The 13,691-nt window shown below is 67.9% G+C and carries 17 protein-coding genes and 2 pseudogenes; 16 read left to right on the forward strand and 3 right to left on the reverse strand.

Annotated elements, in window-relative coordinates; all coding sequences use genetic code 11:
* The first annotated feature begins 342 nt into the window (after positions 1-342).
* Together ITI46_RS07730 and ITI46_RS07735 are read left to right on the forward strand one after the other, a co-directional pair.
* A complete protein-coding gene (locus tag ITI46_RS07730; RefSeq protein ID WP_209238681.1) occupies positions 343-2,868 on the forward strand; it encodes a DEAD/DEAH box helicase in 2,526 nt (841 codons plus the stop codon).
* A gap of 419 nt (positions 2,869-3,287) precedes the next feature.
* Entirely contained in the window at positions 3,288-4,358 is a 1,071-nt protein-coding gene (locus ITI46_RS07735) for a hypothetical protein (RefSeq protein ID WP_209238682.1), read from the forward strand.
* Positions 4,359-4,525: 167 nt separating this feature from the next.
* Here the strand turns inward: ITI46_RS07735 and ITI46_RS07740 are convergent, their stop codons facing one another.
* Positions 4,526-4,732 (reverse strand): hypothetical protein, encoded by a 207-nt coding sequence (locus ITI46_RS07740; RefSeq protein WP_209238683.1) that lies wholly within the window; start codon positions 4,730-4,732, stop codon positions 4,526-4,528.
* A gap of 236 nt (positions 4,733-4,968) precedes the next feature.
* Here ITI46_RS07740 and ITI46_RS07745 point away from each other — a divergent pair, with 236 nt between their 5' ends.
* The 5 genes from ITI46_RS07745 to ITI46_RS07765 all read left to right on the forward strand — a co-directional run bounded on the left by ITI46_RS07745 (position 4,969) and on the right by ITI46_RS07765 (position 7,988).
* Entirely contained in the window at positions 4,969-5,280 is a 312-nt protein-coding gene (locus tag ITI46_RS07745; protein WP_209238684.1) for a PIN domain-containing protein, read from the forward strand.
* Positions 5,277-5,891 (forward strand): hypothetical protein, encoded by a 615-nt coding sequence (locus ITI46_RS07750; RefSeq protein WP_209238685.1) that lies wholly within the window; start codon positions 5,277-5,279, stop codon positions 5,889-5,891. Before ITI46_RS07745 ends, ITI46_RS07750 begins: the two co-directional genes overlap by 4 nt.
* Before the next feature lie 447 nt (positions 5,892-6,338).
* Entirely contained in the window at positions 6,339-6,575 is a 237-nt protein-coding gene (locus ITI46_RS07755) for a hypothetical protein (protein ID WP_209238686.1), read from the forward strand.
* A gap of 769 nt (positions 6,576-7,344) precedes the next feature.
* Positions 7,345-7,608, forward strand: coding sequence for a hypothetical protein (locus tag ITI46_RS07760; protein ID WP_209238687.1), 264 nt, complete (start codon positions 7,345-7,347; stop codon positions 7,606-7,608).
* Positions 7,609-7,712: 104 nt separating this feature from the next.
* Complete coding sequence (locus ITI46_RS07765) at positions 7,713-7,988, forward strand: hypothetical protein (protein WP_209238688.1); 276 nt, start codon at positions 7,713-7,715, stop codon at positions 7,986-7,988.
* 2 nt (positions 7,989-7,990) lie between these two features.
* On the opposite strand, the gene ITI46_RS07770 is transcribed toward ITI46_RS07765, so the two are convergent.
* Positions 7,991-9,364 (reverse strand): NsdA family TPR-like regulatory protein, encoded by a 1,374-nt coding sequence (locus ITI46_RS07770; RefSeq protein WP_209238689.1) that lies wholly within the window; start codon positions 9,362-9,364, stop codon positions 7,991-7,993.
* 193 nt (positions 9,365-9,557) lie between these two features.
* Between ITI46_RS07770 and ITI46_RS07775 the strand changes: the two genes are divergently transcribed.
* Positions 9,558-9,872, forward strand: a complete 315-nt coding sequence (locus ITI46_RS07775) for a hypothetical protein (RefSeq protein ID WP_209238690.1) — start codon at positions 9,558-9,560, stop codon at positions 9,870-9,872.
* 261 nt (positions 9,873-10,133) lie between these two features.
* On the opposite strand, the pseudogene ITI46_RS07780 reads toward ITI46_RS07775, so the two are convergent.
* A pseudogene (locus ITI46_RS07780) lies at positions 10,134-10,403 on the reverse strand (VOC family protein); the annotation flags it as partial.
* 211 nt (positions 10,404-10,614) lie between these two features.
* Between ITI46_RS07780 and ITI46_RS07785 the strand changes: the two are divergent.
* From ITI46_RS07785 to tpg, 8 genes and pseudogenes are all read left to right on the forward strand, one after another.
* Entirely contained in the window at positions 10,615-10,947 is a 333-nt protein-coding gene (locus tag ITI46_RS07785) for a hypothetical protein (RefSeq protein WP_209238691.1), read from the forward strand.
* Positions 10,948-10,966: 19 nt separating this feature from the next.
* A complete protein-coding gene (locus ITI46_RS07790; RefSeq protein ID WP_209238692.1) occupies positions 10,967-11,323 on the forward strand; it encodes a hypothetical protein in 357 nt (118 codons plus the stop codon).
* 6 nt (positions 11,324-11,329) lie between these two features.
* On the forward strand, positions 11,330-11,542 hold the full coding sequence (locus ITI46_RS07795; protein WP_209238693.1) for a hypothetical protein: 213 nt from the start codon (positions 11,330-11,332) through the stop codon (positions 11,540-11,542).
* Positions 11,543-11,837: 295 nt separating this feature from the next.
* The gene (locus tag ITI46_RS07800) at positions 11,838-12,050 is read left to right on the forward strand and encodes a hypothetical protein (protein WP_209238694.1); all 213 of its coding nucleotides are present in this window, start codon (positions 11,838-11,840) and stop codon (positions 12,048-12,050) included.
* 84 nt (positions 12,051-12,134) lie between these two features.
* Positions 12,135-12,194: pseudogene (locus tag ITI46_RS35995) on the forward strand (winged helix-turn-helix transcriptional regulator); the annotation flags it as partial.
* Between the two features lie 178 nt (positions 12,195-12,372).
* Complete coding sequence (locus ITI46_RS35740; RefSeq protein WP_307808092.1) at positions 12,373-12,567, forward strand: helicase associated domain-containing protein; 195 nt, start codon at positions 12,373-12,375, stop codon at positions 12,565-12,567.
* 235 nt (positions 12,568-12,802) lie between these two features.
* Positions 12,803-12,925 carry a hypothetical protein gene (locus ITI46_RS36210; RefSeq protein ID WP_307808093.1) on the forward strand — a complete coding sequence of 41 codons (123 nt, stop codon included), beginning with the start codon at positions 12,803-12,805 and terminating at the stop codon, positions 12,923-12,925.
* Positions 12,926-12,945: 20 nt separating this feature from the next.
* The gene (gene tpg / locus ITI46_RS07815; protein WP_209238695.1) at positions 12,946-13,497 is read left to right on the forward strand and encodes a telomere-protecting terminal protein Tpg; all 552 of its coding nucleotides are present in this window, start codon (positions 12,946-12,948) and stop codon (positions 13,495-13,497) included.
* Positions 13,498-13,691 lie beyond the last annotated feature (194 nt).

Here is a 13,691-nt window from a genome sequence, read left to right on the forward strand (position 1 = left end):
GGCGGAGGGAGTGCGGGGTGAGGTGACTGGACGTCAGGCTGTTTTCGGGTGGCCATAGGGCAGCGGTGGGAGAATTTCGGCCTCGGCTCCGAGAGCTTTCAGGGGATATGTGATTCACTTTGAATAGGAGATAGGCTCTGGACTCGGGTAGCAGCACCATTGAGGGAGCGGGACCGGTTTCCGATCACCCCCCCCCCCCCCCCCCCCCGGTTATTGGTCCGGGGGGTGTGGCCGGTTCCGGCGAGGTTCGCCGTAGCTGATCGCATGCCCCTTTACGTGCAGGTTTCTCGTTTCCTGGCGCAGGATGGCCCATGCAGGACCTGTGGGAGAAGGCAGATTGGAATGGCAGTGAAGGAGCTTCGTCCCCACCAGCGTGAGGCCGTGGACGCGGCGCTGCGGGTGCTCGAGTTGCCTGCACGCTCTGCTGTGCCCGGGCGGGGGCTCCGCACTCAGGTGATCATGGCGACCGGAACGGGCAAGACGCTCGTGGCCACCCGCAGCGCTGAGGAGCTCCGCGCGGGGCGTGTGCTGGTGCTCGTTCCCTCCCTGGACCTGCTTGCCCAGACCGAGGCCGCGTGGCGCGAGGGGGGCCGTACAGGGCCGATGGTCGGGGTGTCCTCGCTGCGGGGTGAGGAGGTGTCCTTCCCCAACACCACTGATGTGGAGGAGCTTGTCGACTGGGTGCGGCCGTTCGGCAAGGTCACGGTGTTTGCCACGTACGCTTCGCTGGGGCTGGGCACGCTGGAGCGGGCACACCAGGCCGGCCTTCCGGGGTGGGACCTGATCGTGGTCGATGAGGCGCACCGGACCTCGGGGCAGATCGGGAAGCCCTGGGCGGTAGTCCACGACAACACCCGCATCCCCGCCCTGCGCCGCCTCTACATGACCGCCACGCCCCGGCTGTGGCAGCTGGACGAGGACACCGAGCAGGGCGCGCCGGGCGAGCTGGTGGCCTCGATGGAGGACGATCCGCAGGGGCCGTTCGGGGCCCGCTGCTACACACTGACGCTGTCCGAGGCGATCGACCGCGGGATCTGCGCCCCCTACCAGGTGGTGTGCGTGGACATCACCGACACCCAGCTCCAGGCCGCCCAACTGCTGGGCGCTGAGGGGCGCTCGAACGAGGTCCGCGGGGCCCGGCTCGCCGCGCTCCAGACCGCGCTGCTCAAGGCGTCGGCCGAGGAGGGCTTCGGGCGCACGCTCGTCTTCCACCACGTCGTCAAAGAGGCCGAAGCCTTCGCGGCCGGGCTCCTTGACGTCGCCGCCCAGCTGCACGACACCGACCCCGAGCTCTACCCGCGCACGGTCTGGGCCAACTGGCTGTGCGGCGACCACAAACCGGACCACCGGCAACAAATCCTGGCCGAGTTCACCGACGGGACCGCCACAGACGGCACCCTCGTGGAGAAGAGCTTCCTCAGCTCGGTGAAGGTGCTCGGCGAAGGGGTGGACACCCGGAATTGTGACTCTGTGTACTTCGCGGACGTGCGCGGCTCCATGCCCGACCTGGTCCAGGCCGTCGGGCGGGCGCTGCGGATGCAGCCAGGAGAGGGCAAGACGGCCCGCCTCGTGGTGCCCGTGCTGCTGGAGCCCGGGGAGACAGCGGACAACATGCTCACCAGCCGGGCATTCGACGGGCTCGCGAAACTCCTGGAAGCCCTCAGAGCACACGACACCCGGATAGTGGAGGCCTTGGCGCCCCAGCAGGCGCAAAGCCGCGTCAGAGGCGTCCAGACCCGCAGCGGGGGCCCCGAGGGCCCAGGCGAGGAGACCGCGGCTGGTGGCCCGTCGGCGCCCGCGCGGCAGCTGCTGAAATTCTCCACACCCCGCGACCCCGCACAGCTGGCCGCGTTCATCAACCTGCGCGTCCTCAACCCCGAACACCAACACTGGCGGCGCGGTGTAGAAGCCGCCGCCCTCTACGCCCGCGAGCACGGCCACCTCAAGGTGCCCTTCACCTACCGCGTGCCCAGTGGGGAGGACCAGGACGCGGAGACCGAGGAGTGGCCGGCCTCCCTCGCAGGCTTCCCCCTCGGCCAGTGGATCGCCGACGCCCGAAGGTTCTACGCCCGCGGGGACATGGACATCGACCGCGTCCAGCAGCTGGAGAAGCTCGGCATGGTGTGGTCGCACTTCGACGTCGCATGGGAAGAGGGCCTGGCCGCCGCGCGCGGATGGGCCGCCGAGCACGGGCACCTCCTGGCGCCGCTGGACGCCACCTACCAGGGCTACCGGGTGGGCATCTGGCTGAAGAACGCGCGGGCCGCCGCCCGGAAGACCCAACAGATCGAACAGCGGCGCGCCGAAGGCCTGCCCGTGAAGTCAGCGGCTGGCGCCATGCCGGAGGAGCGGCGCGAGCAGCTGGAAGACATCGACCCGGCCTGGTGCCCCACCTGGCCAGTCGAATGGCAACGCGCCTTCCACCTCGTCCGGCTCCACCTCGAGGCCGGCCGCACACTGCCCACGTCGCCGGGCGACGTCGTACACCAAGGCGAAGACCTCGGACGCTGGGTCCGCTCAGTCCGCCACGGCTGGGACAACCTCACCACCGTCCAGCAATGGATGTGCCAGCACATCCTCGACATCCAACCCGCGACCGACGACGAGAAACCCAAACCGCGCCGAAGCCAGGCCGACAAATGGGCCCTCAACTACGCCGCCGCCCGACAGTTCTACCAACGCGAAGGACACCTACGCGTACCGCGCAAGCACGTAGAGCGGATCGTCGTCGGTGGTGGCGACGGCGAGGACCAGGAAGAGCACCAACTCCGGCTCGGGGCATGGATCAACAACCAACGCAACAGAGCCACCACCCTGTCCCCGGAACGGACCCAGAAACTCTCCGCCATCGCCATGCACTGGACATAGCCGCGTACGGACCGACAGCGGGGTCAATCGAAGTCGAGTGTCCCCTGTGCCGGGGCGGCAGGACCCCGCGACCCACAGCCCAGCACCACACCCTCACCCCAACCCACACCAGAGACCCGATACTTGCCGGACTGGTCAAACTCGGGAGCACGTTGCCTGGCTGCTGTACGAGGGCTGCCGGGCGCTCAACACGCGCTGGTGCAAGCGCGGCTACTTCAAGCCCTGGTCATGAACGGTTGGGTCAGGTGGTGTTGCGCGTTCGCGGTAGACGGCTTCAGCGGCTTGATTTCGATCACTCGTTTGGGTGATACCTGTGATCCTGGGGATTTCCTCGGCTCCCTCGGGCAGCCACTGCACGAGTTGACTCGCCGTCACAGAGGAAGCGGCCTACGGAAGTGGCCCAGCACGCGGAGGTGTTCATGGCACTGCCGAAGATAGGCAACATCTACACATTCAGGACGCAGCAAGAAGAGACCGCGAAATACTGGTACGGAAACTACTGGGACACAGACTCGGAACTATCCGGAAAGTATGTCATCCACTGGGCTGATGAGGCTGATTCTTGTCTCATCCTCGCCTCCGTGCGGCCTGTCGGGGGTGGCGGTAACTTTGGTTCTCTCCCCGGTCATGTCCTGTGGGCCGACGTCGACAATGAGCAGGTCCAGGACGTCCCCGTCAGCGAAATCCCGGACGACAAAAGGGACGGCAGCATCTGGCGCATTGAGCGATCAACGGAGAACGACGGGTGGATTCTATGGAACCGCGCACAAGCGCAATACGCCCAGTCGCACAGCGACACAATTGAGTTCGTGGACGACCGCAAGGACGCGACCACCTACTACTTCGACGAACAGCCTGATGGCTTCCCCGAAGTGGCGAAACTGGGCCGGGTGGAGCCTCCCCAACTCGAAGCCCCCGAGTTGACCGACTACTCTGACCCGCCAGAAAACACCCCCTGGAAGATCGCTGGCGAAGTCGCCGTACCCTACTTCCTCGTCGCCAACGACCACGGCCACGCCGTGCAATGGCAAGGGGAACACAGCCCCTATTACATCATTCGCCGCTGGTCCAGCTGGCACAAGGTCAAATGGCAGGTATACCCCGCCCACACCACCCATACGCACACCTGGGCCACCACCGAGGGCACCACAAAGGAAGCCGCCTCAGAGGTGGACCGGACGCTGAATGCCAGCGTCACCGCGGAAGCAGGTTTCGGCATCAAGGGATTCAGCGCCAGCGTCAGCACCACAATCGAGAAGGGACTGAACGTGAAGACCAGCACGAAGTGGTCCCAGTCCTACAGCAAGGCGGCAAGCGGCAGCTACCAGGTGGGTCCCACAGACGGGGATCTTGCCATCGGCGACTGGTTCCGTCAGGACAGGTACCGCGTCTACCGTGCACAGGGTGGCGGGCACATTCTCGAATTCCCGGTGACCCTCCCAGGCCGAACACCGGTCTCCCGCACCTACATGCGCCCGGCAAAAAAGTAGAACACCAGCAGCCGGCCTGAATCCACCCGCCAGAGGCCGCGCGAGTCGGTCGAGCAGCGTAGAGCACAAGTCGACCACGCTGCGGTGCTTTGCGATGGTCATGCTGGACGGACAAGCCCTGGAACGAAGACCGCCCGCCCCCGGAAGCCGTGGGGGCGGGCGGATTGTCAGGGACCTCTCGGCGCCAGGGCCGGCGGCGGTTCGCCGGGGGTCTCGTCCGGAGTTTCAGTAGCCTCGCCGGCTTCCTGTGGACACCGGCGTGCCCAGCGCTGGTTCGCCAATTCGACGGCGTCCCACAAGCTCCCGCCCGAGTTGGAGCACAGCTCGTGCTCGGCGCGCTCCAGCCGGGCCTCGATGGCACCGATGCGTTCCATGGCTCCGGGTCGGCCGGGTCCCGGGCGCCCCTCTTCACCGGTCCAGTTGTCCATGAACTCGTTCACGCGGCCTGGCGGTGCAGGGCGCGGGGGCGGCGATCCCTTGGATGGTGCTGGAGGAGATGGCCGCGCAGAAGGCCCTTGAGGGGTACCCGGCGCTGTACCAAGCGGCCCAGAGTGTCCTGGCGAAGCTGCGCAAGCATGTTCCGTGAGAGCTGGAAAGTTCGTTGGAGCGGTTGGATCTCGAGCGGTTGAAGGAGCACTGGCGCAGGGACTACCGCGTCATCTTTGAGGTGATCGACACCAGTGGTGAAGCGGCGCGCCGTGCGCTGGCCCGGGAGACGCTGGCGCTCGCCCCCGCCCAGCTGACCCGGGAAGGAAAGGTGGGCGGTCGCGATGCGGCCATCTGGTTCTCCCTCCTGGGGTTCTTGGAGAATCACCCCGATGAGCATGTCCGCTTCGTGACGGACAACAGCAAGGACTTCGGGGGTGGGAATGTCTACCCGTCGCCGATGGACGAAGACGTCGCGGGCTTGAGGGCCGGTTGACCTATCTGCGCAACTTCGACCAGGTCATCGAGGAGTTCGCCGAGTTCTCTGGAGAGACGGCGAAGACGGCCGCGGAGGCACTGCCGTGCTCGACCGTGGCGCGCGAAGGCGTCGCACAAGCCGCGTTCACCCACATGAATCCCGAGATGGCGGCGTCCGTGAGCTACCCGGGCTGTGGCCCGGATGACGAGGCGGTGCGGTGGCGGGCATGGCTGAGCCCACCGAATGGGGTGGAGTTGCTGTCATTCAACAGCGTGACCGGGCATGTGATCGAGGGGGAGGTCTGGTATACCGCGCGGATACGGTGGCTGCTGCAGGGCCTTGCGCTCGCCGAAGACGGCGAGTCCGCGACGATGGTGGCGTGCGTATGGCCGGTGAAGATGCTCTTCTCCACCGACAACGGTGAGGACGGGCTGCGTCGCCGACGCTTCTGTCCGATCACGGGCCAACTGCGCCGAACACCTCCCAAGCAGCGATCCGAGAGCTGTTGGAGCAGATGCAGCAGGAGGACACCGCCGCGGCGCCGGAGTCGGGCGAGAGCAGCGGAGGGCTCGCTAAGTCCTCCTGGGCGGCTGCCATGCCGCACACGAGCGCGCTGCAGCGGTATCTGAGGTCCGTGGGGCCGGGACCCGAATCGAGCACAGTGCAGTCGACGGTCTACCCCCCCCCAGTCCAACATCCGGGGTCAAGGCCCGGCAGCCGACTCACCCACAAGAGCACGCACCTGCTCCAATGTGCATGGCTGGTCGAGCTGGGCCAACAAATGCACCTGAGGCCCGTCACCGGGATGAGGTAGCTGGGTTATCCAGTCCCTCACCGTTGCCCCCTTGACGGATTTCCCTAGCCAAAGCCTCTCGCCCTTGTTGGGGAATCGGAGGCCATCAGGCCATTCCATCTCCTCGCTGAATGTCGCTTCACCGAAATCGACTGTCAGGAGAATCCGCACTTACCTCTTCCTCTCTTTTTGACGGCTTTTGCCGTTCAGGATAAAGGCACCCTAAAGTTGAATTCCTGAAGCGCTTGTCATGCCATTCCCTGCCGACACTCATCAAACCCCCATGGGTGATCCGCTGCTCCTGTTCGGCGAGTTCAGCGGTGACGAGTTCGCTCGCAGGATGACGGACGAGGTCTGTGCGGCACCCCTCTTCGGTGGTCACGTTCGTGTTGAGGTCGGCATGAGGGAGCTGTCGTCGGGTGGCTTCTCCGGCGATACATCGCACTCGGAACTCGTACGTGATGTTCAGGACGCGGGCCCTTCGCTCGGTTCGATGAGATGGATTACCAGTGGCACCTGAATGTATGCACCCGGACCGCCGTCTCCTTCGCTGCCCTCCAGGTACCTCCGGCACCCGGCACTCTTCGTGATCAGCCTCTCCAGGAAGCCTGTTCTTCCAGGCGAGGTGAGCTGCGCGGTGCGTCCGGTGGCCAGAAACAGGCCCCCGTCGTAGCGTTCGGCATGGTCGGCCGACCCGCGACGCTTCCTCGTGCCGCAAGTCCCGCTGAACTGGGCACCGCGAAGACCACCGCTTCAGCACCACACCCCTCAAGGCGGTCGGAGCCGCCGGATAGCCACCGGTCGATGGCGGTTGCTGCGCGCACGGAGCACATGCAGTGGTGCGCCGATTCGCCCCCTCCGAGAACACAGCAGGGGCACTGTTTCGTGCGCTGCCGGGCGCGAGGCCTCGGCGTGCAGTAGCCCGGGTTGAGGGCGGTTCTCCGCCTCGGTGAAGGCATTCGTCATCGCCTGCGGTGCAGGGCGGCGAACGGGTGGCCAGGCATGGCCGGCCCTCCGGAGCGGTGCGGTTGTGCAGGGGCCTGGACGCCGGCTCGCCAGGGGCAGCACGCTGAGGAAATGAACGGCGAGAGTGGGGACGACGACGGGCTGGACCGGGTCGAGGCCATCTCCCTGTACATGAAGGCGCTCAAGGCGCGCAAAGACCCTGGGCAGTACGAGCGGCTGGCCCGGTTCGTGCACGAGTCGGCGCACCTGCTGGCAAGGGCCGGGAAGGCATCTTCGGCGACGAGGACGAGCAGGCGGAACTCACGCCGGAGATGCAGCGCGAGATGGCGACGCTCCTTGCCATGTTGATCATCGGCGGCGCGGACCACCGGGTGGTGGAGATGCCCGGCCCGGACGGCAGCACCGGCTTCGCCATCGTGGAAGCCTCCGCAGCCGACAACCCGGAAAAGCTGCGCGAGATCCGCGAAAGCCTCCACCGCTGGGCCGCCGAACGGGAAGCCATCGACGCCGAGTGGACGGTCTCGCCCGTGCCAGCGAGCTGGATGGAACGGACTGATGAGCTGAGCGCGGCCCGCGCATCGAGATAGTGCTTTCAGGCCGCGTCCAGGCAGACGGCTTCGCTCGCTGGAGTATCCACCGCGGCCTCCGTGGCGTTACACGGCGGGCACTACTACATCAGCGCATCGAGGAGTTGGGGGTCGGTACGGCCAGCGAGGAGCTGAACCTGTGGGTCATCACCCGCGGTGAGAACGGCAGTGTTGGTCTGACCTACCTCGCCCCGGCCCATCCCGAGGCTACGCTGCGCGCCGCTTTCACCGCTGCTGCGGCAGCCGAGCGCGCCCAGGGCCGCGAACCTGAACTCGACGACATCGCCCTGGTGCGGTCACCGGACGAACTATCCGGTCTGGCCGGCCCGCACGCGGACTACCTGGAGCCGATCGTCCGCCGCTTCGTAGGGTGCCGCTGAGGTCAGGCACCGGCGAAGACATCGCGTCCCCGTTCATCGAGCTCGGTCACGCACCGCAGGCCGCGGGCCCGGAAGCGTGCGAGGTCGCCGCGCATCCGGGAGACCGCCCTGCGGGTGCGGACGGAGCGGACACCACCCATGTGGTCGATGGCCTGGTGCCAGGTGGCGCATGCCTGCTCGATGCTGCCGCGCTTGAGGTGCATTTCCGCGCCCGCGACCAGGTCCAGGGCGACGATGCGCGCATAGGTGTCTGCCGGGCGGGCCGTGGCGGCCAGCGCGTAGTGCTCGGCGGCGGCCCGGTGATCTCCTATGGTTTCGTGGACCTTGGCGGTCCGGGAGTAGACCGAGGCGGCTGGTGGGCCCCAGGCCAGCGCCCAGAACGGCACGTCGTCGCCGGGGGCACCGGTCAGCAGGGTGCGGGCGTGTTCGGCCTCGGCCAGGGCCGCGCGGCGCTTGCCGCTCTTGGCCAGGGTGTGGGCGTGAACGACGCGGAAGAGTGCTTCGGTCTGGGCATCGACCCGTCCCTTGGCGCGGTTCAGGCCGGTCTCGGCCAGACCCTGGCAGTGCTCGGGGCGGTGGAGTTTGAGGCCCTGCATGGCCATGGTGCGCATCACGAATTCGGCGTGCCCACGAAGACCGGATTCGGCGGCCAGGGCGTAGGACTGGAGGTAGTAGCGCTGGGCGAGTCCTTGCTGGCCGGCGTCGTAGCTCTTCCAGCCCAGCAGGTGGACGCCGCGGCTGGCGGCGGAGAGCATCTGCTGGCGGACTTCGTCGGTATGGAACCGCGCCCGGCACAGCGGGGCGATGTCGTCGCGGAGGTAGGCGACCAGGGCGCTGCGGCCGTGTTGTCCGCCGTGGCGTTCGTCCATCTCGGAGAAGGCGTGGAGCATGTCGCGGACGGCTGCGACCTCGGCCATGCCGACGGTGTGGCCGGTGCGGGCGGCTGCGGTGCGGGCGGCGATGTCCTGAACGTGGCTGAGGGGTAAGGCCGCGGCTGCCACGGAGTAGGCGGAGGCCGTCAGAAGGCGGCGGCGGTCCAACTCGTACCTCCACATCGGCAGCAGGGCGTCCAGTGGGTCGCCTGTAAGGGACAGTCCGATGGTGTCACTCTCGGCCTGTGCTGGGGAGGGCAGGCCGAGGTCGGCGGGGGTCAGGAGGCGGCCCAGGCGCCGGGAGAGCACGATGGCGAGGTAGCGCGGTGTGTCGCCACGCGGCAGGGATCCGCTGAGCCAATGCTGCACGTTGGACTTGTTCGTGCGTAAGCGCGCGCCGCATTCGGCCGCAACCGCGCAGACTGCCTTGGCCAGAGCCTCATAGGTGAGGCCGGATTCAGCGACAAGGGCACTGAGCTGGATGTTGGGCGTGCGGGTGGTCATGAGCCCTCTGCCCCCGGATATACCCGATATACCGCTTGGCCTGTCCATCACCGTAGCGCTCCGAGGGGTCCACCGGTTGACTCTTCATCAGGCCCGAGCTTGGCGGTCGACCCCAGTGCCGCCCCCCGGATCTACTCCCGTGCCCAAGTCCGCGAACCGCATGTGATGCCCCATGCCCCGAGGAGGGATCGTCATGGAAGAGCAGGATGAGAGCTGGGTCGCCGCTACGGCCTCGGCTTTGCTGGCGGCGGAGTACGAGCGGGTCCCGATCAACGCGCTGACCTTCCGTTGGCCGGGGCTCTCGTTGGAGACCACCTACCGGGTCCAGGCCGCGGTGGTCGAGCGTCGGCTCGCGGCCGGCGCCCGGGTCGTCGGTCATAAGACCGGGGTGGCCGTCCTCGGTCTCCGTTCCCCCCGACGCCCGGGCTCCCCAGCAGCACCGCCCGTTGTCCCGGCTGCTACAGCGCCCGGGACTCCTCCGCCCCCTCCGGGCCCTCCCGCCGCCTGAACCAACTGTGCGTGATCGCCGTGGCCACGGCAGCAGCCGGGGGACACACCATGGCCCGGCCGGCCGGATGCCGCGGGCGCGGCCATGGCCCGCAGGGCCAGCCCGCCCAGGTCCACCTCGTTCCCGTCGGCGAGCGGGGTGCGGGGACGCTCAGCCCGGCGGCAGCGTGCACGGCGCGCAGGGCCCGGCCGGCGTCCACGGCCAGCGCACGGCCGCCCCGAGATCGACGAGGTACGCGCCCCCTGACCTGGTCGGACGGCGCTAGTGGCCGGAGGTGGCGGGCCGGTCGGCGAAGATGCCCTGGAGCATGCCGGTGGCCTGGCCGACTTCGATGAGGTAGCCGTCGGGGTCGCGCAGATAGCAGCGCAGCTCGGCCTTGCGGTCGAGGGGCTCGGTGAGGAACTCCGCGCCTTTGGCGACCGCGTCGGCATAGAAGGCGGCGATGTCGGCGACACGGACGTTCAGGAAGCTGGACACCGTGTCGCCGTCCTCCGGCGGTACCTGCCGGGCACTCGTTCGTCCGGAGCCAGGAACCTCCCTCAGTTTTCACAGACGTCACAGGCTCTGTGCAAGCCGCGTCTTCATACAATAATGATAAATACCCTTTCGCAACCAGTAATTCGAAGAATTACCTCAGGGCTGTTGTGGGCGGGCTGCGCGAATCCCAATTCCGAGGTACGAGGCGATGCCCAGGGTGACTCCTCGTATTCACCTCTTCCGGACAGATACTCAAGGATGTGCCATGCCTCCTCCTCAGCGAACGGCAATAGTTAGCACCGACTGCATCTCGGTCACCGGGACGGGCGACCCCAATACCCCTTACCAACCGGAGCCCGTCATCGAACAGGACCAGTGCAACGCACTCGCCTGTACGCAGAACGGACTCCGCGTCCCGCGGACGGAACTCACGGGGATCGACCGGGGCGCGAACATCGGACCCACCCGATCCGTGGACATCGACGTCATCGACAGCGGTGGGGAGAACTGCCCGGACACGTGGACCATCGGCGCCCGGCTCACCCCCGTGTACGGACGCGCCGGCGGCACGAACCGGGACGCTGCCGCTCAACGGTGAGTGGACGCCCACCGATTGCGTGGCGACGCTGCCGGAACCGGGCGTGTACCACGTGACGGCGATGGCGGTCGGTCAGATCTGTGCCACCGCCCGGTACAGCACCAATTTGTGGATCACGTTCGGTCTTGAGCGCGACGGCGTCGGCTTTCTGTTCGGCTCCGGAGTGGTCCAGCACCAGTACGGCTTTCCCCCCGCCGGGAATGGCTACCAGGCCTGCCACACTGGCCAGGGCTCCGTCACGGCATATGTGGTCGTGGGCAACCAGGCCAACGTCCGCGTGGTGGGGCGCGCCAACGGCCGCGTGGCCGCAGACAGCACGGTGCAGAGCATCGAGTTGCGAGCGCCTCGCATCTCGTGGCACAAGATCTCCGACTAGAGCGACATGAGTGACGACACCTCCGGGGCCCCGCCCCTGGCCACAGGTCCGCAGCCGCGTTACTTCGCCAAGGAGGGCGCAGGCGTCCAAGTGGTGTACAACCTGCGCGACGACAGCACGTACCGCACACTGGGCTACCGGGAAATCGACGAGCAGTCCTACCTTGCGAACCTTCCCGACCCCACTGACATCGGCTGTGCGGAGCACCTGACGGACTGACACGGGACTTCGCACCGGCTGAAGGAGCCGGCCCGAGCCGACGAGTGAGACTCCACCGGTCAGGGCCCTGTCCCCGCATTCGTCATCACGGCATGTCCCGGTGGGTCTGGTGGGCCTGATGGACGGGGGCGTGGGGATACCCGCGCACGGGGAGCCGAGGATGCGTGAGCGTACCGCCAGCGGCTCACCCTGCAGCCGGCCTTGGCGGTGGCGGAGGGCCGCGCAGGCCACGAGCTGGTGGGTCCGCAGCGGGAGCGCTGGGCCGGCCTCCTGGCCGCTGGCCCTCTGGCGGGCAGTGGGCGATGGGCAGGTGCTGGTGGACCGGGTGCCGCCGGGGTGGGTGCTGTGGTGGCTGGGCGGTGCCGGGTATGTCCGGCTGTACGAGGCGCCACTGGCGCCGTTGCTGAGCCGCTGGTCTTTGGTGGGGCACCGCGCGGTGGAGCTGAAGGAGTCCGCGCGGTGGGTGACCGTCTGGCACCTGCAGCCGGGGCCTGGCCGGGACCGGTGAGGCGGCTCCCGAGCTGCTGGTTCGCAGACCGCTGCCGCGCCATCGCTTCCGGCCTTGTGCCAGCTCCAGGAGGACAGCCTGATCATGCGCACCGCCTACGCCGAGGTGCCGCCGCGCGTGGCGTACGCGCTCGCCCCGCTCGGCCGCGACCAGCACGAGATCGTCATGCAGCTGTTCGGCTGGGTCGCCGACCATCACGACGAGATCAGGAACGTCGTGCCCGCGCTGCGGAGCGCGCCGCGGCCACGGCGCGCTGAGGGCAGGGAGCGGCTCCCTGGGGCACGGGGCCGGCGCGCCGGGGCTTCGGCGGCCGGAACCGAGCGTGAAGGACACCTGCGAGTGCCGAGGAAACACACCGAAACGAACGGCGTCGGCGACGGGAAGGGGCAGCGGCAAGGACCAAGAGGAGCGACAGCTGAAGCTCGGGGCATGGATCAACAACCAGCGCAGCAGAGCCACCACACTGTCGCCCCAACGGGCGGAGCAGCTGTCCGCCATCGGCATGCGCTGGGCGTGATGGGCGTAATCGTCACCAACGGCCGTCCCCGCGCTCGCGGCCGGCTACCTGCTCGGGCCCGGATCAACATGCACCGCAAGATGCTCACCATGGCGGCAGCCACCGGCCGTTACCCGGTCGCAGTCCTCGGACTGCGCCGTGTACGCAGCCACGGACCCAGCCCGCTTCACGCCCTCCCTCACGACGCCGGCGGCAAGACCGTGCCGGGCAGCTTCCGGCGGGGGTGTCACCCGGGATGGTCGAGCACGAGGGTGTGCTGCGGGGTGCGGACGTGCTCGAACAGCTCGTCGGCGACGGCAAGGTCGCCAACCTGGCCCGCTACATCAAGACCGGCGAGGTCAGTGCCAAGGACACCTGAGAGTAGGAGAGCAGGCGGCGATGGTCACCGTCGGAGAAGAACTCGACAAGGCGGTGCAGGGCGCGTTCACGCACCCTGCACCCACCTCGGCCGGGGCGCAGATGCGCTACCTGGTCCGCCAGCGCAGCACCCGGCGCGTGGCCGAACTGCTCGGCATCAGCCAGCGCACCGTCGAACGCTACGTGAAAGACCAGATCACAACCCCCCGGCCACAGCTCGCCGACCGGCTCGAGCGTGAGGTCCGTGCCCGCTGGCAGCCGCAGATCAAAGCCAGGGCCAAGCAGGCCGCGGCCACCACCGGCGGCATCATGATCGATGTGCAGGCGAGGTTCGGCTACACCGCCGCCCCCGGCAGCACCGACGATGCCCGCGTGCGTCACCTCACCCTCGCCCTGCCCCCACACCACGCCGCCCGCCTCCTCCAGGCACGAGAGGCTGGTCTCACCGACGACCAGCTCCGCCAGATCGCCGCCGAAGCCCTGGGCGAGGTCTACTTCCGCGACACCGGCCGCCGCGCCCACAGCCTCGAAGTGGAACTCACCGACCTCCTCAACCTCCACTTCGAGCTATAACCAGGCAGAGAGCTTCCGAGGAGCTGTCCCACACCCCCTGCACCGCGCCGGACGGCACACGCTCGCCCAGCAGTGCACAACTGGCAGCCAGGCCGCCCTGGCACAGGCACAGCGGCGGCCGCGGTAGCAGCACCGGCGGCGTCCATCTGCCGTCCGCGCACCGGGCTCAGTTGACTGCACCAACGTGGCGGTCA

This window comes from Streptomyces oryzae (assembly GCF_017676365.1).
Lineage (GTDB): Bacteria > Actinomycetota > Actinomycetes > Streptomycetales > Streptomycetaceae > Streptomyces > Streptomyces oryzae.